General features: G+C 47.8%; 14 protein-coding genes. 6 read left to right on the top strand and 8 right to left on the bottom strand.

Going from position 1 to position 19,142, the window contains the following annotated elements; all coding sequences use genetic code 11:
• Position 1 precedes the first annotated feature (1 nt).
• Positions 2–355 (top strand): Fis family transcriptional regulator, encoded by a 354-nt coding sequence (locus HHX48_RS01295; RefSeq protein WP_191021833.1) that lies wholly within the window; start codon positions 2–4, stop codon positions 353–355.
• A gap of 222 nt (positions 356–577) precedes the next feature.
• Here HHX48_RS01295 and HHX48_RS01300 read toward each other — a convergent pair whose 3' ends face one another.
• Together HHX48_RS01300 and HHX48_RS01305 are read right to left on the bottom strand one after the other, a co-directional pair.
• Positions 578–2,038 carry a phospholipase D-like domain-containing protein gene (locus HHX48_RS01300; protein ID WP_191021834.1) on the bottom strand — a complete coding sequence of 487 codons (1,461 nt, stop codon included), beginning with the start codon at positions 2,036–2,038 and terminating at the stop codon, positions 578–580.
• Between the two features lie 427 nt (positions 2,039–2,465).
• Positions 2,466–2,804: a hypothetical protein gene (locus HHX48_RS01305; protein WP_191021835.1), complete on the bottom strand. Its 339-nt coding sequence runs from the start codon at positions 2,802–2,804 to the stop codon at positions 2,466–2,468.
• Positions 2,805–3,080: 276 nt separating this feature from the next.
• Between HHX48_RS01305 and HHX48_RS01310 the strand changes: the two genes are divergently transcribed.
• The gene (locus HHX48_RS01310) at positions 3,081–3,557 is read left to right on the top strand and encodes an aspartyl protease family protein (RefSeq protein WP_191021836.1); all 477 of its coding nucleotides are present in this window, start codon (positions 3,081–3,083) and stop codon (positions 3,555–3,557) included.
• A 356-nt stretch (positions 3,558–3,913) separates the two neighbouring features.
• A complete protein-coding gene (locus HHX48_RS01315) occupies positions 3,914–8,755 on the top strand; it encodes a PAS domain S-box protein (protein WP_191021837.1) in 4,842 nt (1,613 codons plus the stop codon).
• A 169-nt stretch (positions 8,756–8,924) separates the two neighbouring features.
• Here the strand turns inward: HHX48_RS01315 and HHX48_RS01320 are convergent, their stop codons facing one another.
• Entirely contained in the window at positions 8,925–9,764 is an 840-nt protein-coding gene (locus tag HHX48_RS01320) for a DUF2797 domain-containing protein (protein ID WP_191021838.1), read from the bottom strand.
• A gap of 1 nt (position 9,765) precedes the next feature.
• On the bottom strand, positions 9,766–10,773 hold the full coding sequence (gene ansA / locus HHX48_RS01325; protein WP_191021839.1) for an asparaginase: 1,008 nt from the start codon (positions 10,771–10,773) through the stop codon (positions 9,766–9,768).
• Between the two features lie 169 nt (positions 10,774–10,942).
• On the opposite strand from ansA, the gene HHX48_RS01330 reads away from it, so the two are divergent.
• From HHX48_RS01330 to HHX48_RS01340, 3 genes are read left to right on the top strand one after another with little or no spacing between them, the layout of a single operon-like run.
• Entirely contained in the window at positions 10,943–11,725 is a 783-nt protein-coding gene (locus HHX48_RS01330) for an SAM-dependent methyltransferase (protein WP_191021840.1), read from the top strand.
• Positions 11,726–11,727: 2 nt separating this feature from the next.
• Positions 11,728–11,946 carry a hypothetical protein gene (locus HHX48_RS01335; RefSeq protein WP_191021841.1) on the top strand — a complete coding sequence of 73 codons (219 nt, stop codon included), beginning with the start codon at positions 11,728–11,730 and terminating at the stop codon, positions 11,944–11,946.
• A 5-nt stretch (positions 11,947–11,951) separates the two neighbouring features.
• Complete coding sequence (locus tag HHX48_RS01340; RefSeq protein WP_191021842.1) at positions 11,952–13,679, top strand: GGDEF domain-containing protein; 1,728 nt, start codon at positions 11,952–11,954, stop codon at positions 13,677–13,679.
• Between the two features lie 328 nt (positions 13,680–14,007).
• Here the strand turns inward: HHX48_RS01340 and fadE are convergent, their stop codons facing one another.
• From fadE to purM, 4 genes are all read right to left on the bottom strand, one after another.
• Positions 14,008–16,458 (bottom strand): acyl-CoA dehydrogenase FadE, encoded by a 2,451-nt coding sequence (gene fadE / locus HHX48_RS01345; RefSeq protein ID WP_191021843.1) that lies wholly within the window; start codon positions 16,456–16,458, stop codon positions 14,008–14,010.
• A gap of 178 nt (positions 16,459–16,636) precedes the next feature.
• On the bottom strand, positions 16,637–17,389 hold the full coding sequence (locus HHX48_RS01350) for a DUF3108 domain-containing protein (RefSeq protein WP_191021844.1): 753 nt from the start codon (positions 17,387–17,389) through the stop codon (positions 16,637–16,639).
• Positions 17,349–17,996 (bottom strand): phosphoribosylglycinamide formyltransferase, encoded by a 648-nt coding sequence (purN, locus tag HHX48_RS01355; protein WP_191021845.1) that lies wholly within the window; start codon positions 17,994–17,996, stop codon positions 17,349–17,351. Before purN ends, HHX48_RS01350 begins: the two co-directional genes overlap by 41 nt.
• Before the next feature lie 3 nt (positions 17,997–17,999).
• Positions 18,000–19,040: a phosphoribosylformylglycinamidine cyclo-ligase gene (gene purM / locus HHX48_RS01360; protein WP_191021846.1), complete on the bottom strand. Its 1,041-nt coding sequence runs from the start codon at positions 19,038–19,040 to the stop codon at positions 18,000–18,002.
• Positions 19,041–19,142: the final 102 nt, after the last annotated feature.

The following is a 19,142-nucleotide window of genomic DNA, read 5'->3' on the forward strand; positions in this document are numbered from 1 at the left end:
GATGACAAAAACGATAAAAAAGCGGGAAAAAGCCATTGTCAGTGCGTTGACACTGGCTTGTGAAACTGCCAAATCATGGGATATCGGCTTTTTATGGCTGACGCATACGGTGCGTCACGATAATTTTCCGGATAGTTTGTTAATCACCTGTGTTTTCAGTCTGGATGCTGAGCTTGTGGCAGTCAAGAAGCAGGGCAACGACAAGAAGCTTCGTCAGGTCATTCGCGAACAACTGGAAAAGGCCGGCTTTAAAATCAAAAATAGTCAGCATCATGTCCGACTGGATAGTGAAGAAAGCTGTTTACGAGACGATGCTGGCAGCTGGAAAAACCGCCTGAAAAAATCCCGTGATTAAAGATGTCGTTTCGACATCGTGAACATAAATAAAAGGCGAGGGTTTGTGAAAGACTGTTTAAGCGCAATAGCTGCATCCCGTCACTGCTTCGTTTTTAATAACGTTTCATCCACTGGCACTTTGTATTACTTCAGGTATCGTTAACTGTGACTGGAAGGTATTTGAAAAAAAGTGAGATAGTGATGTTTTTATCGACACTACCTCATCTTTTAATTCTGAAAGCTATAGTGCTTGCCAGACAGGCATGTAGTTGAAGAGATCAGTCATTGCCGCATTTCCGACATAAGGTACGGCTTCCAGTTCGTCCATGTCTGCAATTGGTCTGGCACTGATAATATTTTCTGCGGCCCGTTTATTCAGTGCCGCATCAACGTCCAATTGCTGCATGCTGGCATTGTTGACAATATCCAGCACTGTGGCAACTTCCTCACCGGTAAATGACACCTCTTCCCATGTACCGCCCTGGTAAGTGGTTCCGGTACAATTTTGTTCACTTCCGGCCAGGCAGAACGCCATATCGAAGTGGCCTTTAAACTCCGCGGCAGTCTGTGCGTCATGAATAATCAGTATAGTTTCATCGTTGGTGAACGAAGCTGCCCCGGATGCATTGTGTGAGCCGGTTAACACTTTGTCATCAACCCGAATGTATTTATGATGCCACTTATCACCACCCTGTAAGTGGGAAGCTACACGCATATCAGCGGGAGTGGCCCAGGGGTTATTAGTTGCGCCGGTGAAACTGTCAACTTCTTCAGTGCCGTCATCTTTAAGAATCACATTACCCAACATATCCTGAAACTCACTGTAATACCGATAGAAAAAGCTACTATCACCAATTCCTCTGACAATGGCCCCATTATTATTCGGCATTTCAGCGGCATCTGCGATGTCCTGCGCCGAGATAACAAATTGTGCAATATCAATCTCTGTAAGTCCGGCACTCACAAAGTTGACGGTGGTATCTATACCCGATCCCTGATAATTACTGGCTGACTGAGGCGTAAACTGAACATCAATGCGGATATTGTCATTGGTGGTATACACGGTTGTTAAAGCATGGTCAGGTTTGCTTAAACCGAACAACGAATTGCTTAAGCCTCCGGGACCATCTCCCCACATCATGTCCATTTGAACGGTAACTTCGGTAGCCAGCTCAATACTGTCTATCACCAGGATATGGTTGTCATTACCGTCAGAGACTAAATTGCCCTGGGCATCTAAGTCGCCGTGAATACCTGACTGAGTGAAATTAGTACTGCCGGCCAGTACATATCTGTTGTCCACCACGATAAGCTTATTATGTTGCAGGCCCGAACCGGCCGAGTTGTCAGCAGTATCATTAATAAAGGGCACGCCTCCCGCTGACAAGATGCTGTAGGCTTCTTCATTCTCTGTGCCAGTATTATCGTTATCGGTGATAAGCCTGACAGACACGCCACGTTTTTGCGCCTCGACAATAGCGTTTGCGACGCCCGGTAAATCCAGATCATAAACGGCAATATCCAGTGTTTGCTGGGACCGGTTAATTAAATCGATAATTTTTGATTCAAGGTTCGCCTGAACCGCTGGAGGGTTCACCTGAGCGTTAAAATATACCTGAATATCATCTGCGCAGACAGCAGGGGCGAATAACACGCCAAAAGTACAGGTGATGAGGGTTTTTTTTAAAGTTATAGTGCGCATAGAAAGCCTATTATTTTGGTTGGCCGTTAACGCTGGCGGCGTTAACGGTGTGGCCAGCGTATAGCGGAAAATAGCAGGTTACATATGCTAAACCTTATTTGTTACACCTTTAAGACGACGCTTCACACTGTTGTATCATTTTGGGTACCTAAACCATATTGTCCACGTCGTTCAGCCTGCAAAGGTTGACGTTGTCACATCATTATGAGAATAAATCTAGCGTAAATTCAGTGGGTTAATGATGAGCACCCGTGGTGGTTGGTAAAATACGCGTTAAGAACGAACATAAGATTCGCATGCCCACAGATGTTAAGCGAGGCACTTATTTGTATGTTACAGGGGCGGTGAGCGGGTAGGGGAAACTACCGTCTGGCGTTGCCTTTTTCATGAAAAGCAGCCACACCCGCACATGTGGCTGCACAGTATCTTAGCGTTTAAAGGGGGGACGACCGGTACGCACCTGCTGCTGCACCTCTTCAAGCTGGGCAATATCATAAACCGGCAGCTTTTCTACCTGGCGGCGATAAGGGGGTTTTCCACGCATCTCTACCGTGCGTACTTCCACGTACTCTGTGGGCTCCCCGTTCTGGGAAATTGCTTCAAGTTTAGCAACGTCCTCTACCGACACCGCTAGTGTCGTTCTCTTAAACGGTGGTTTGCCAGAGAAATCGGCGACCTGGATGTTTACAGTTTCATTAGCCTGTGCGACCGACCAGCCACTGATAAAAGCAAGTGGGACGAGTGCAATTTTTGTCAGCTTTTTCATCGCGTTAACCTCATGTAATTGATGATGTAATTATAAACGGCATCAATATTGGTTGTAATAAACACTGGTGATACATAAAAGCTATCAGTGTTCGTTGTGCTCTCTGCTACCGTTCTTTTCTGATGCCCCAATTCAGGGCTTTAACAAAACCTAATGCGCCGTTATTGTGCAGGTGAGTTTGCCCAATATCTTAAAACAGACGCTATTTCAGCGTGTTAACTAATGGTGCTTTTCTTGCGATGTTTGCTGATAATCTTTTTCATCTGGCAAATTATCATGTTCACACGCCCGCTTTCTAAGAAGGTTTACGCATTACTTCTGATAGTCATTTCATTGTCGTTTGCAGTCCGTGCTGAACAACAGGGTGTCACATTGACTAAACATGGTGCAGGAACACTGTATGTTCAGGCAACATTGGATGATTTTTTAAGTACATCTTTTTTAGTGGATACAGGTTCAGGCCTTGTCACTTTGAATAAAAAGACGTTTTCTGAGTTGGCGAAAAAAGGCAATGTCACATCATCAGGGTATATTGCTGCGCGCATGGCAAATGGTCAGATTCAAAAGTTGCAGCGATTCAGTGTGGGCTCGATAAATATTGGCGGCAATTGTGACCTTGGACCGGTAGAGATTGCAGTTATTCCTCAGGGAGCGAACATTCTCGGCATCAATGCATTATTAAAAGCGGCGCCGTTCACTATCAGTGAAAGTGCGTTGACGCTAAGCGGATGCTTAGTTAAGGAGTCAGTTTAAAACGTCGCAAAATGCGTATTATCCACGGTTAATCTGTCAGCGCCTGAACAATCAAAAGGAGGATGCGTTTTTTGTTCGCATTAGTTTATTCCATGCGCCATATATAACACTATCGTAGTCTCATCGTAAGCCGGCCACAGTTCCCTCATTCAAAAACGTATAAAAGTTCAGACGGTCTTAAAAATTTGATCAAAAACTTCCTGCCGCCGTGCATGTACACTCAGGTATGTCACTGGAACGACCTGGTTATACTTATGTCTGTCAATGTTCGGCTATCCATGCCTGCTTTTTTGTTTTGTGTATTTTGTCTACTGGCACCTTCACACGCCTGGGCGGTGGCAGCTCAGGTGCAAGCTATGCCTGCGACTGTGTTTGCCATCGGGTTCTGGAGTCTGGTGAGTGTGACAGTGCTTTTTATCATATTATTTATCGCCAAGATTATTGCTAATAAACGGTTAAAGCGCGTCAACCACACAAGTCAGGCTGAAATAAATACGCTGATTTCGCGCAGTGATAATTTGCCAACAGGCATTATTTATCTGGATGAGTCGCAATTAATTTCGGGAGTAAATCGCACTGCCGCTGCTGTTTTAGGACAAAAGCCAGACTTACTGGCAGGCAAGGCGATAACCGATGTGTTGCCAGAGAGTATTCGTGCATCGCTAAACGCCGCGTTAGCGTCTGATTGGGAGCAGATACTGGTCTGTAGACTTCCCGCACGCGACCGCTATTTTCGTATCCGCGTGATCCCCAATATGCCAGATACCACGGACTGTAATGGTCAACTGGTGATTGAAGATGTGGATCAGTACGAGTACAAGCTTAGCAATGCTGCAGCGATGCAGGCTCATCAGTATGCGTTGTGGAATCAACCAAGACTGGGGCTGCTGCAATTACGTCCTGCCACCGGCGATTTAATTGTAAACGACAGCCTGGCTGCATGGTTACAGCAGTCACCGCAAGAGATAGAAAGCATCGAATCTTTATTTTCGGATAAGAGTAAGAACGCTGTCGTACAGCTGTTGTCGCGAGCCGCAGAAGGCCACAGTGATAGCATTGACGTTGATATAATAACCGCAGATAAGTCTGTACCGGTTACACTGCATGTCAGTGCCGTCGACTATACGCTGGAAGATGACCCCCTTATTCATCTAACTTTTATCAATCGTCAGGCAGAGTGCGAATTTGCAAAACAGGCCGCAGCGCACAAACGTCATTTCCAGTCATTAAGTGCGATGGTGCCTCATGGTGTTTATCTGCTGGATAACGAACTGACTATTGAGCATTACAACCGTGAGTTTACCAAGACATTTGATATTGAGTCAGGTGTTGTCAAAGGCCAGAAAATTACTGAACTTACCGGGTTAAGTGACACAATTAAAAAGCTGCACAGCACCCTGCAGGGCACGATGCTGAAACAGGAAGTTGTCACTGTGCAAAGCCCGCAAAATGAAACCCGGACACTGAAGCTGTTTTTGCAACCGGTCAGTGAAAATAATCAGCGTACCGCTGTATTAGTTGTGGCGCAGGATATGACAGCGCAGATAGCGCTTGAAGATGAACGTAATCATGCCAGACAGCGCTTATTAAGTTTCATGGACCAGGCGCCCATGGGTATTGTGATGTTTGATGAGCATGACATTATCAGAGAAAGCAATCATACCACCTCCAGACAGCTGGGTCTGTCAGGCGATGAACTGCGCGGTAAATCGTTTTACGATTTGTTTTCCCATACTGAGGATGCTGGAAAAGCCGCCAAAAAGCTCAAGCGTCATGACCGTTTTGTAGAACTCCCTGCGCGCCTTAATGGCGCATTGAAACCGGTTTGCGCGACGCTGCACGCCAGCAAAATCAGTGAGATCCCCCAGGAGTTTGTCTGCTGGATAGGTGGCAGAGAGGAGCAGGAATTTCTTAACACCCGGTTTGAAAAGCTGATTAAATACGCCAGTGTCCCGGTGGGTATACTCTCAGATGACGGGTTTTCTCATCTGAATTCCGCCGCGTGTGCTTTCTTCGGGTTGGATGACGAAGACGAGTTGCTGGGTAAAAGCCCTGATTTCAGGCCGCTTAATGTCAGTGATGCCGATAGCACGTTGATTGCAGAGAAACTGGAGCAGGCCAAATCACAAGGGCAGGTACTAACGTTCAACTGGCAGCATGTACACAATGGCGAAGAATTACCCTGTGAAGTCACACTCATCCCGATCCATCGCGACGGTGAGCTTCAATCCGTTATCTGTATCTGGGTCGATTTGCGTGCCATTGAGCAATCAAATGCAGCCCGAATGGAAGCTATACGTTTAAGAGAAGCGGCACAGCGTGAAGTGGAAAAGAAAGAACAAATGCTGGCGACCAGTGAAGATAAGCTGTTGCGTCAGTCTGCCACGCTGGCAGAGACCGAGCAGTCACTGGCTTCTACTGCAAAGCGTCTGAACAGGGCTGAAGAGGACCTTTCTGAAAAACTTGAAACCATTTCAGATCTTCAGCAAGCACACAAAGACATCAGTGAGCACCTTGCCAGTCTGCAAAATGACTACGCCAGTAACCGCGCTCTACTGGCTGAAAGTCAGCAAATCAATACCGAGCTAGAGGAGCAGCTAAGTCGTTCCAGTGCAAAGGTCGGAAGTCTGGAACAGCAGCGCAGTCAGATAGCTGACGCACTGCAATACAGCGAGAAAAAATATCGTCAGGCGCAGGCACAACTTGATGAAAGCCGGAAAGAAACCGACCGCCTTAAGGATGAACAACAAGCGCAACAACGCGAAGTGCAGCAGTATGTTGAGCAGATTGACTCCCTGAAATCTTCTATACAAGAGAAAGATCATGAACTGACTGCAGTAGGCAGTAAGATTCAAACATTACAGTCTCAGTTAGTCAGCTCAGGCCAGACATCAGAAAAACTGCGTGAGCAGCTGTTAAATCAACGCAAGGCCAGTGAAGAAGCAGAAAAGCAACGTCGACAGATCGAACTGGCTTGTCAGGCGGCCGAGGCAGAGCTAGCCGCAAAAGCCAGAAATATCGACCATCTACAGCATGAAATGGACATGCTCGAAAAAATGTCGCAGCAGGAAAAAGGGGACATGGAAGCCTATGCCCGTCAGCTTCAGCAGGAACTGGAGCAGAAACAGTCCCAACTAAGCCAGACCGAATCTGCGCTGGTGGATATTCGCGCGCAGGCCGAAGCGGATCGGGAGGAAAAAGCCAGACAACAGGATACATTGGCTCGTCTGCAACTTGAGATGCAAGAAGCAGAGGCTCAGGCGCGCATACGTCAGGAAGAGATGGCAAAACTGAACCAGACCCGTGAAGAAGAGCAGGCCCGCCTGCAGGAAGCATTAGATGCCAAACACGCCTTACTGACCGACACTGCGCAAAGTCTGGAAGAAGCCAAGAAACAAAATGAAGCTGCGGCGCAGGAAAAAGCACGACAGCAGGAGATTGTCAGTAAGTTGCAGGAAGATATGCAGCAGACGCGAGCGGAAGCGGAAAGCAATCAACAGAAACTGGCAGAGCTTAATGCTGAGCGGATGGAAGAGCACGCAAGGCTACAGGAAGATTTGAAAGCTAAGCAGCAACAGCTTCAGGAAGCAAAAGCCACGCTGCAGGATAATCAGCAGCGTACTGAGTCCGATAAAGCCGAACGGGTGAAGCAACAAGCTGTTTTTGAAAAATTAAAATCAGAGCTTTCATCCATGGAGTCTCGTTCTGCGGAGCAGCAGGCCGCCATTGAGCAGACTGAGAAAGATCGTCAGCATGAGCAGGAAGAGATGGAAAAAGCGCTTGCTGCCCGTCAGGCCCAGTTAGACGAAACTAAAGCGGAGCTGCTGGCGCGCCAAAAACAAATGGATGAGGAGAAACATGCACGTGAGGCCCAGCATTCACTGCTGGAGCAGCTGCAACGTGAGATGGCAGAGATGCAGGCGCAGGCACAGGAACAAAAAGAGGTAATGGCGTCCAGCGAAAAAGCGCGTCAGGAAGAACAGGCGCGTCTCACCCGGGAGTTACAAACTAAGCAGGAGCAGCTTAGCGCGGCACAAAGCGAACTTGAAGCCCGACAACAGCAAATGGAAGATGAAAAGCTGGCCCGAGAAGAGCAACAGGCGATGTTGGAGCAGCTTAAAGCAGAACTTGAGGATGTTGCCCAGCGCGCGTCTAAGCAACAGGAAATGATGAGTGGCAGCGACGAGCAGTGGCGCAAGCATCATGAGGAAATCGAGGCACAAAAAAAACAGCTTCAGCAGGCACTGAGTCAGGCTGAGAACCAGAATAGCGCGATGCAGTCACAACTCGAGCAGAGTCGCGAAGCACTGACGCAGGCTAACTCAAAGGTCTCAAAAACTCAGAGTGAAGAGCAAAAACTGCAGGCAGAACTGGACGCAGCCAGAGACAAAGCGAACGCCCTGAATGAGAAGCTTCGCCAACAGGAAGCCCAGGAAGCGGAACTGAAATCGCAGGTAGAGCAACAGCAATCAGCCCTTGGGGAGCGCGAGCAGAGTATCAACGAGTTAAAATCCAGCCAGCAGGCATTGACGGAAAAGCTCGCCGCGGTAGAAAAAGAATATGCACAAACCAAAGCGTCATTGAAGCAACAGGACTCTAGTCAGAGCGAACTGAGTGATTCATTACGACAGCTGGAAGAAGAGTTAAATCAAAGCAAAGCCCAGCTTACCGGTAAAGAAGAAGCCCTTGAGAAAGCGCAGGCCAGGTTAAAGGAGAGTGAAAGCAAACTGGCCGAACAGGAAAAAGCGCTCATAGATGCGCAAAAAGCAGAGTTACAATCTGCTCAGGATAATACCGGTAACGACGCACCTGCGACGCGGGAGGTGCCCGACTTTGCTAAAGAGCCGGTTCCTGACGATCCGCACGTGTGGTTCGATTTACTGCCATATCTGCAACAAAACGAGCAAGTAGGCTCATTGGCGCAATCGCTGACGTCCTTAATGGACACCATGAGTGACGCGGTTAAGGATATTGATGAGGCAGTAGCAGAAGATAGGCATGGCAAAATACTTCTGACCAGCAGAAACCTGGTGAAGCTGTTACGGACTATTCATTCCGAGCCGCTAAATGATATGGCAGAAAGATTTGAAACAGACCTTGAATACAATAATGTCGATAACATTTCAATATTCTGGCCCATCGCGCGTCAGAACCTGATGAAAACCCAGCGGGTAATCTACTCACACCTGTATCAGTAAATACTTTTCAGGAAGTGTGCATGCCAGGCGATGGTATGCACACTCAGTGCTTATTCTATAGATTGCTATCGGGATCGGTGCAACCGGTTAATTAGTAATGTATTACACGCTTACCATCAGGGATAAGGCAAGCGGGACGTTCAGCGAGACAAATAGTAAACTTACAGGATCAATAAGAAACAGTCAGTTCGTACCCGGCGTACTTACGCATATTAATCACTCTGTTGCCATCCAGCAGCCAGTATTGGCCCTTAATTCCCTGCAGCGTTCCGGAAAAGGATGGCGTTTTGTCCAGGTTGATCGATTTGATCTTATCCGGATATGCCGTCACCGGATAATCGATGTCCACGGCAGATGAGTCCGTTTCAGAAATTGCCTGTAAGCCCTTTTCCTCGCGTAGCTTATCAAGCTCTGGCTGAAGTTCCGCCAGCAGGCGCTGCTTTTCTGCTTCAAGATCCTGTTTATCCGGCGCGCCTTTGAGCATGGTTCGCCAATTTGTCTTATCCGCTATATGCGCTTTGAACAGGGTTTCTACCTGTCCGCTGGTCAGGCGGTCAGGCACTCGCAGCATAACCAGTGCCTGACTGGCGCCCTGATCCATCCAGCGGCTAGAGATACTGTCTTTCACATGTCGGGTAATACCTACCTTTAAGTTGCCGGTATTTGCCAGATAGACAAAATGATCACTCATACAGTGCGCTTCCCCCCATTCTGGCTCACGGCAGGTTCCTTCGTGATAGTGACACTTCTCTGGTTTGATAATACAGCTGTCACATTGCGCCAGTGTAATCAGGCAGCGGTAACAATAACCCTGATTAAAGCTCTTTTTAGTTTTACTGCCACAGTGAACACAATGAATCAGCCCGGAGTGACTGACCTCCACCTCACTACCAATCAGTGCGTTCATCTCCACAAGCTGGTCACCCACCGGCAGAGAATATTGTACGGTGTTATCATCTGGCGTGGCGCTGACGCGCATCTTTGCGATATTTCCGGTTAACGAAGGCATATTACTGACTTAATTCTCCACGTAGGTTTTCAGATAGCATCTTTGTGAGCTGTTCAAAGGGTAACGACTTGGATAACAGATAGTGAAGCTTAGCAAGCGCGGCTTCTGGTGTCATGTCACTGCCCGGTAAGACACCGGCTTCAGCCAGACCATGACCGGTAGCATAGCCACCCATATTTACCCTGCCGCGCATACACTGAGTACAATTGAGAACCGGGATTTGCTTGTCACGGGCATGTCGAAGCTGCTCCAGCAACGCCGGGTGCTGGGGCGCGTTCCCCACACCGTAGCTCAATAAAATCAGTGCATTGACAGGCTGCTGCAATGTGTTTTTGATGACTTCATGAGAGATCCCAGGGTATAAGCTTACCAGGCCTATCGGTTGTGCCACGACCTGACTGACAACAAGTTTAGAGGGTGGGGCGGTCGCCAGAGTGCCGGCATTCAGCCGGATATTGATCCCCGCTTCAAGCAGAGGAGGGAAGTTAGGCGAATCAAAGGCATTAAAGCCATCGGCGTCGACTTTTCTGCTGCGATTACCCCGCAACAGGCGGTTGTTAAAGAACAACCCGACTTCAGCAATCGGATAATTTGCCGCAATGAACAGCGCATTAAGTAAGTTAACCTGACCGTCGGAGCGCAGCTCTGCCAGCGGTATCTGAGAACCGGTGACGATAACCGGTTTTCCCAAATCTTCAAGCATAAAACTCAACGCGGATGCGGTGTACGCCATGGTGTCGGTACCATGCAAAATGATAAAGCCATCATAATCGTCGTAATTATGTGCGATGTCATCGGCGATACGTTGCCAGTCGGAAGGATTCATATCTGACGAATCGATCAGGTTATCGTACTCGTGCAGGGTAAAACGGGGCATCTCTTCGCGATGAAACTCCGGCATTTTCTTCAGTGTTTCGCCAAGAAAGCCTGCCGCCGGCACGTATCCCTGAGACGATGGTTTCATACCAATCGTGCCGCCCGTATAGGCAATATAAATATGTTTTTTCATGTTCACCCTGGATGGAATAACAGCCATGAATGCGACGCAGTGAAACCGTTGCGCTAATGGCACGTTATGGCACTAGTCAATGATAGTTAATGAAATTTTTGTTTGCGCCTGTGCTTATGGGAGGCATAATAACACTCATTGGATAAAGAGGTAAAAGGATGCACCTTTAATGGGCAGTTTGGTTTGTGTAGGACCGGGTATGATTGTTGGTGCGCATTTATCAGCACGGTGCCGCAGCCATATCGTCAATGCCGATATCATTTTTAGCAGTTGCCATCCACTGATGGAGGACTGGCTTAAAACCCTCAATAATAACTATCATTCATTGCAGCCGCTTTACGGCGAAAATAAAAACCGCCGGATTACCTATCAACAAATGGTTACGCGAATGATCTCAGCGGTGCGAGAGGGCAAGCGCGTTGTAGGCGTATTCTACGGCCACCCCGGCGTGTTCGCCCAAGTGCCTCACCAGGCGATTGCACAGGCTCGTGAAGAAGGTTTTACCGCTTCGATGGAGCCCGGAATATCTGCCGAGGATTGCCTTTACGCAGACCTGGGAATCGATCCCGGTGCCTATGGTTGCCAGCATATGGAAACCACGCAGTTTATGATTTATCAGCGGGTGCTGGACACCTGCGGTTATGTCATTTTGTGGCAAGTGGCGCTGGCGGGCGATATCAGCCTGTCCAAACGAATGAGCAGCAGCGCTGAAAGAAAAGTATTAGTTAAACTACTGATGAATTTTTACCCATCAGATCATTCTGTTACATTGTATGAATGCCCGACGCTGATTACTGACACTTTTCGGGCTGAAACCATACCACTGGAAAAATTGACAGAGGCTAAACTGTCACAGGTGACGACGCTGGTGATCCCTCCGGCCAACCGACTAAAAAAGAATGAAGTCGTAAGCGCTGAATTAGCCGCTATTTCTGAGTACACCGGAGACTAAATATGAACGCAGCAGAGCTTTGTGCAATGTTGGGCGAAAACACTGAAATGGACATCGCCAACTTAAGCAAATCACAACAAGCAGCCATCGAACAATGGAAAGCCCAGGCAGAGATAATGAATGCCTCTCTGTCTGTCGCAGAGCCTACCGACCCGTCAGACCCCGTGCCGGATCCGGTTCCGGAACCTGATGACTACCCAAAGGATCCTGAGTTTTTCTGACGTTCATGCGTATCTTCCTGCTCCTCATTTTCTTAAGCACAGTGATACCCGCTTTTGCTGATACCAACGCGATGTTAGAAGAGGCTGACTCGCTAAGGCTGGCTGATCCTAAAAAAGCAAAACAGATATTGGATGATCTTGACCGAGAGTCATTGGGCATCGAAGAACAATACACCTATGACTATATCACTATCTATATCAGCACATTTATGGAGCAGAACTTAGGAAAGACCATCAAACGCTATGAAGCGTTTATTAAGCGGATACCGGATAGCCCGGCAAAAGTGCGGGCGATGACATCTTTGTTGGGATTGTCAGCATATAAAGGTCACTGGCCCAGGAGCTTTGCGCTGGTGTCCGAGTTGACGTCGCTGATGAATCGTATCGACGCGCATGAAGTGGAGCCGGATGCTTATAATGGCCTGGTGCTATTTTACAATGAAGTCGAGCAGCCAGACATGGCAATCTCTTACGCGCAAAAAATCTTCAGTCATCCCGCTGCGACATCTTATCATCAATGTATAGCGCTAACCGAGCAGGCGTTTAACCTCGCTATCTCAGAGCCAGCTAAAATATCGGATGACGATTTTTATGATGCCATTGAGCTTTGTGGCGCGGTCCCTTTGCCTTACTACGTCGCGGTTAATTATAACAATTTGCTTGATTTTCTGATTGATAAACAAGCTTACACCGAAGCATCCTTAATTGTAAGCGAAGCGACTAAACATGTCGAAGCCATCGACTTTAAATATCTGACCGCCAGTTTACTTCTCATTAAAGCGAAATTAAAGGTTGCCGCTTCTGAACCCGAACAAGCCAAACAGTACGCCTTGCAGGTCCTTGAGGCTGATGCAGATAAAGAATACCGGGAGTCATTGATTTCCGCCTATTCAATTTTGGCCAACATTGCCGCTGAACAACAGCAATATGAGCAGGCTTATGAATATGAAAAAAAGCATCGCGAACTGTCAGTTTCCTTATACAATCAAAAAGTAACAAAATCCCTGGCGATCCAGGAAGCGCGGTTTGATTTACAGGCAAAAGAAAGTCAGATCGACCTACTGGATAAAAAAAATCAGTTGCTTTCTACAGAATCGAAGCTGGTTAAGGAACAAATCAGCAGCATGCTGTTGGTGATTGGCCTGGCATTGCTGGTGGTAGTTATGTTGCTGTTCTGGTCTTATCGCGCCCGGAAAACCCAAAAGCGGCTTCACTATCTGGCCAGCACCGACCATCTCACTGGCATCAATAACCGTGGATACTTTAGTGAGAAGAGCAAAGCGATTCTTACTAACGCTGAAAAATCGGAATCCTCTGTGTCGCTTATATTTATCGATCTTGACCATTTCAAGACGATTAACGACGCTTATGGCCATAAAGTAGGTGACTGGGTATTAGTGAAAGTGGTTGAGTCCCTCAAAGCACTCACAGCAGCAAAAGGTATGCAAATAGGCAGAGTAGGCGGCGAGGAATTTGGCATCATCTTGCCTGATACTGACAGCATTGCAGCAAAAGATTTTGCTGAGCAGTGCAGAGAAACTATTCAGAAAATTGACACCTTTGATACAGGCTCACATTTCCAGGTTACCGCCAGTTTTGGTATCGCTGATACGGGTGAGGCCGGCTATAATTTGGATAACCTTTTTTCAGCGGCGGATTTAGCGCTGTATCAGTCGAAAAAGTACGGGCGAAATCGGGTGTGTTGTTACCAAAGCGATAAAATCGATTTATAGCTCAGTGTAGTGCAACAAGTAAATGCCGTGTTTATTAGCATACCACCAGCCTGGCTTAAGTGCAGTAAACGGGGCGCTTCATTTCTAATCCCATCGATACGCGTCGGACTACGTACAAGAATACTCAGTCTGCTATCAATTTATTTAATACTACCAGTGTGCAGGCAAATGTATCTACTGGCGAGTATCGGAATGCCGCAGTGATAGGCGTAGAGGATGAAAGGTGAGGGGAGCGAAGCGTATCCTGCATGAACATCGGCGGGCGTTACAAAATGATATGTAATCGTTTGTATTAAAAAAGCCACCCGAAGGTGGCTTTTTAGTTATTTCAGGCAGCTGATTTGCCTTTTTGTTTTTTAGCCGACGCGGCGATCAGCTCCTCATGGTCGAAGTCATCGACATTGATGGTACGCAGTCGACCGGCTTCTGTTTCGCGCATTAACGCGGCTTCATCGTCATTGATGATGCCATCGCTGAGCGCTTCATCAGCAAGTTTGTCCAGACGGGTGAACGGAAGCTTTTGGCCTTTTTCCTTACAAATGCGCTCAAAGACCGGCTCGCATTTGAGCACATTGTCCAGCGTCTGCTCCAAATCGCCAAACAGACTACCTTCCTCGCGCGATAGGTATTGACCGTCGCCAAGGCGAGCTCGTGCTGCAGAAGGCTGTTGCAGTATGTTAGCTATCTTATGCTCCAGACGATCAGACGGTTTCTCGCAACGACGACCAAACGGAATGATGATGGCTTTCATTGCCAGAGCAACAGGTCGCGACGGGAAGTTATCCAAAAAATCGATGATGGCTGTTTCAATATCAAACAATGTTGTCTGAAGCGCCCAGTGCATCATTGGTGCATCTTCCTGCAAGCGACCTTCCTCATCGTAGCGTTTAAGCGTTGCGCTCGCCAGGTAAATACCTGAAAGCACATCACCTAGTCTGGCTGATAAACGCTCTTTACGTTTCAAATCACCGCCCAGTACACCCATAGACACGTCTGTCATAAAGGCCAGGTTAGCACTATAGCCTTTCAGTAACTTGTAATACCGCGCAGTGTCGTCTGAAAATGGTGCAGAGCTGAAATAGTTGCTGGTAAATGCGAACCACAAACTGCGTACCTTATTCGATAACGCAAAGCCGATGTGACCAAATACCGCCTTATCAAAATCATCAAGCTGCTCCTGACGATCTTCTTTGGCTGCCGCTTCTATTTCTTTCAACACATAAGGGTGGCAACGCATCGCACCCTGTCCAAAGATCATCATATTGCGCGTCAGGATGTTCGCTCCTTCCACCGTGATGGAAATCGGCGCACCTTCATATGCGCGGCCCAGGTAATTATTTGGCCCAAGCATGATGCCTTTACCGCCATGCACATCCATCGCATCGTTAATTACCTGACGCATTTTTTCGGTCAGATGATATTTACAGATGGCTGATACGACAGAGGGCTTCTCGCCCAGGTCAACGCCCACGGTAGAAAAGCGGGTAACCGCATCCATCAGATAAGCATTACCGCCAATTCTGGCCAGCATTTCTTCAACACCTTCCATTTTACCTACCGGTAAACGGAACTGACGGCGAATACGGGCATAGGCGCCGGTCGCAAGGGCACAGGTTTTGGCACCGCCTGCAGCCGTGGAGGGCAGGGTAATACAGCGGCCAACAGACAAACATTCCACCAGCATACGCCAACCCTGGCCAGCCATTTTTTGCCCGCCAATGATGTAATCCAGTGGAACAAAGATATCTTCACCACGGATAGGACCATTCTGAAATGGTGTGTTAAGAGGGAAGTGGCGACGGCCAATATCCAGGCCTTTTGTGTCACGGGGGATCAGTGCGCAGGTAATACCCAGGTCGGCGTTATCACCCAGTAAACCATCAGGATCCTGTAACTTAAATGCAAGGCCAATAACGGTGGCTACAGGCGCAAGAGTGATATAACGCTTATCAAAGGTCAAACGCATACCAAGAATTTCTTCGCCTTTCCATTCACCTTTGCATACTACACCAACATCAGGAATGGCCCCGGCATCAGAGCCCGCTTCAGGTCCGGTTAGGGCAAAACATGGAATTTCTTCGCCACTGGCCAGACGCGGCAAGTAATAGTCCTGCTGCTCTTTAGTACCATAGTGGCCCAGCAGTTCACCAGGACCTAACGAATTGGGCACGCCGACAGTACTGGAAAGTACCGCACTGGTACCCGCAAGCTTTTGTAACACGCGCGATTGCGCATACGCTGAAAATTCCAGACCACCGTATTTTTTCTTGATGATCATGGCAAAGAATTTATGCTTTTTCAGGAATTCCCAGATTTCAGGCGGCATATCGGCCAGTTTATGGTTTATTTCCCACTCATCCACCATGCCGCAGACTTCCTCAACAGGACCGTCAAGAAACGCTTGTTCCTCGGGTGTTAAGCGGCCCTTGGGAATACCGTGAAGCTTATCCCAGTCAGGCTTGCCGCTAAAGATATCACCGTCCCACCACACTGTACCGGCATCAATAGCTTCTTGCTCAGTGCGAGACATCTCTGGCATGACTTTCTTATAAAATGCCAGTAACTTCTTCGTAATATGTGTTTTTCTGATGTCAGAAACACCTAGCGGAATAGCCAGCGCTAAAAATACCAGCCAGCCGAGCCAGCCAATATCACCAAACAGGGTACCGATAATCATGACACCCGCAGTAAGCGCGATGGTGTTGACCAACCCCAAACGTTTATAGCTGGCCACGCATAGGGTCAGCAATACAATTAAAAACCAGACGAACTCTGCCATTTTTACACTCCTGATAAATGTGGCGTTACTCCAGTCAGATTAGTACGGGAAAAGTATTACCCGGAGATTTGAGGTCTGACCAGCTTTCATAAAGCTATAATCTCAGTGGTAAAAGATCAAGAAAAAAGCGCCTGAAAGGCGCTTAGGATAGGGTAAACAACAGATTACAGATCACGAATTACAATCGCCTGAACGCACTGAGCCTGAGGTCACCCTGCTCATCGCCATCTTTAAATTGCTGTAATCTTACCAGTTGATAATCCAGTGATGGCGCATACCAGGCAAATGTCTCGCGTGTTTTAGTATCTCTGACCAGCTTCACCTTGATGGTTTGCAGTTTGCCATAGGGCAGGGACAGGGTTTCTTCGCCAAGAATGTTAATGCCGTAGTTTCTTTTCTGGCCGCGGTAATTGATAAAGTCATAGGCAAGATTATCATTCCCCGCTGCCAGTTGCCGCCCCAAATCAATGCGGTAAAGCTGATTATCCAACTCATCATTCCATTCAAGATTTTCCTCATTTTGCACCACAACAACAGGCTTCGGATTTTTCTTGAAGGTTATTTTAATTGAATCATCAGGGCCGGTTCCGGTGCGTGTATAGTTATACTGTGAGGGTATAAGTTCGTGGTCACTGATAAAAAAGATAGAGTGCTCAAACCGTTCATCGGAAAGAAAGAATTTTGAGACTTTGGATGAATACGTTAATGAAAACTGTTTATCCGCTAACGGCTCAAGTTTCATTTTAGCGGTACCGACATCATCGCCCCATTTAAATGCAATATAGATTGCTTCAAAGGGCACAAGATCGGGCAGGGCAGCAGAGTCATTCTCTTGCTGTTGTGCAGAAAAAGACAGAGGCGATGCAATAAACAGCATCGCCGCAGACAACTTAATCGCTCGCGTAACCGGTTTCCGGAAGAATCTCATCATCAAATACCGCCTTATTTTCCTTCATTGCTAAACGACCTTCGCAAAACCATTTAACCACAAGGGGATAAATTCGCAATTCCTGTTCGCTTACACGTTCAGCCAGATCCTCAACTGTATCCTCTTCAAATACCGGAACGCGGCTTTGAACGATCACCGGCCCGCCGTCAAGTTCGGGGGTAACATAATGTACACTTACGCCATGCTCAGCGTCCTTATTCTCGATAGCCCGCTGATGGGTATGCAGTCCCCGGTACTTGGGTAAAAGTGAAGGATGAATATTTAGCAGCTTTCCAGAAAAACGCGCCACAAACTCTGGCGTCAGGATACGCATGAATCCAGCCAGCACGATACAATCAGCGTCATATTGAGCGATCAAGTCGCCCAGGGCGAGGTCGTACGCTTCCCGGGACTCAAATTGTTTGTGACTCAGACAGTGCGTTGTAATATCGGCGTTACGTGCACGTTCAAGCCCGAATGCATCTGCATTATTAGCAATTACCGCAGAAATAGTGCCATTAATTCTGCCGGCATCGCAGGCGTCCATCAGCGCCTGCAAATTCGAGCCATTACCGGAAATCAGCACACAGATATTTTTTTTACCTGTCATCACTTAAATAATCTCGACCTGATTTTCGTCATTATTGCGATCTTCAATGTGCCCCAGTAACCAGGCATTTTCCCCGGCATCCTTAAGCAGCGACAGCGAGGCTTCGACATCCTTTTCGTCAACGACCAACACCATGCCTACACCGCAATTAAATGTGCGGTACATTTCGTGGTCGGTGATATTACCGTTTTGCTGTAGCCAATTAAAAATCTCAGGCCACTGCCAGCTGTTTTCTTCCACAACTACCTTCGTGGTATCGGGCAGAACGCGGGGGATATTTTCCCAAAAACCACCGCCGGTAATATGCGAAATCGCCCGCACCTTAACATTTTCCAGCAGCGCCAGTACCGATTTTACATAAATTCGGGTTGGCTCAAGCAGATGCGATTTAAGCGTGCCGTCACCCAGCGCATCGTCAAGATTTGCACCACTGACTTCCAATACTTTGCGGATCAGTGAATAACCGTTTGAGTGGGGGCCAGAGGAGCCGAGCGCGATGAGTTTTTGTCCGGCGGCAACCTGACTGCCGTCAATCACATTGTCAGCTTCTACCACCCCCACACAGAACCCAGCAATGTCGTAATCACCATCATGATACATACCGGGCATTTCGGCCGTCTCACCGCCTATCAGTGCACAACCAGACAATTCACATCCTTCACCGATTCCGGTAACTACCGAGGCAGCGGTATCTACATCAAGCTTACCGGTGGCGTAGTAATCAAGGAAAAAAAGTGGTTCAGCACCCTGTACAATTAAGTCGTTAACACACATTGCGACCAGATCTATACCTACTCCCTGGTGGGCATTAGCGTCCATCGCCAGCCGCAGCTTTGTTCCCACGCCATCAGTACCTGACACCAACAAAGGCTTTTTGTACTTAGAAGGAATTTCACACAGCGCTCCAAAGCCGCCCAGGCCACCTTTTACTTCCGGACGGTGAGTCCGTTTTGTGACGGATTTGATTCGATCGACCAACTGGTTTCCGGCATCAATATCCACGCCGGCGTCTTTATAGCTAAGAGAGGTTTTTTTGTCGCTCACGGTTATAGCCCTGATGCAAAAGGATGGAAAAACGCGGATTCTACCAGTAAGTGACTTTAAGTCCAATCAAGTCCTGTCAAACCAGCGACATCGATTAAAAAT

This window comes from Salinimonas profundi (genome assembly GCF_014750655.1).
In the GTDB taxonomy this organism is placed as follows: Bacteria; Pseudomonadota; Gammaproteobacteria; order Enterobacterales; family Alteromonadaceae; genus Alteromonas; species Alteromonas profundi_A.

Excerpts from the sequence above, each read along its gene's own strand:
- HHX48_RS01295 (WP_191021833.1), top strand. The coding sequence starts at position 2 with ATGACAAAAACGATAAAAAAGCGGGAAAAAGCCATTGTCAGTGCGTTG.
- HHX48_RS01300 (WP_191021834.1), bottom strand. The coding sequence starts at position 2,038 with ATGCGCACTATAACTTTAAAAAAAACCCTCATCACCTGTACTTTTGGC.
- HHX48_RS01305 (WP_191021835.1), bottom strand. The coding sequence starts at position 2,804 with ATGAAAAAGCTGACAAAAATTGCACTCGTCCCACTTGCTTTTATCAGT.
- HHX48_RS01310 (WP_191021836.1), top strand. The coding sequence starts at position 3,081 with ATGTTCACACGCCCGCTTTCTAAGAAGGTTTACGCATTACTTCTGATA.
- HHX48_RS01315 (WP_191021837.1), top strand. The coding sequence starts at position 3,914 with ATGCCTGCGACTGTGTTTGCCATCGGGTTCTGGAGTCTGGTGAGTGTG.
- HHX48_RS01320 (WP_191021838.1), bottom strand. The coding sequence starts at position 9,764 with ATGCCTTCGTTAACCGGAAATATCGCAAAGATGCGCGTCAGCGCCACG.
- ansA (WP_191021839.1), bottom strand. The coding sequence starts at position 10,773 with ATGAAAAAACATATTTATATTGCCTATACGGGCGGCACGATTGGTATG.
- HHX48_RS01330 (WP_191021840.1), top strand. The coding sequence starts at position 10,943 with ATGGGCAGTTTGGTTTGTGTAGGACCGGGTATGATTGTTGGTGCGCAT.
- HHX48_RS01335 (WP_191021841.1), top strand. The coding sequence starts at position 11,728 with ATGAACGCAGCAGAGCTTTGTGCAATGTTGGGCGAAAACACTGAAATG.
- HHX48_RS01340 (WP_191021842.1), top strand. The coding sequence starts at position 11,952 with ATGCGTATCTTCCTGCTCCTCATTTTCTTAAGCACAGTGATACCCGCT.
- fadE (WP_191021843.1), bottom strand. The coding sequence starts at position 16,458 with ATGGCAGAGTTCGTCTGGTTTTTAATTGTATTGCTGACCCTATGCGTG.
- HHX48_RS01350 (WP_191021844.1), bottom strand. The coding sequence starts at position 17,389 with ATGATGAGATTCTTCCGGAAACCGGTTACGCGAGCGATTAAGTTGTCT.
- purN (WP_191021845.1), bottom strand. The coding sequence starts at position 17,996 with ATGACAGGTAAAAAAAATATCTGTGTGCTGATTTCCGGTAATGGCTCG.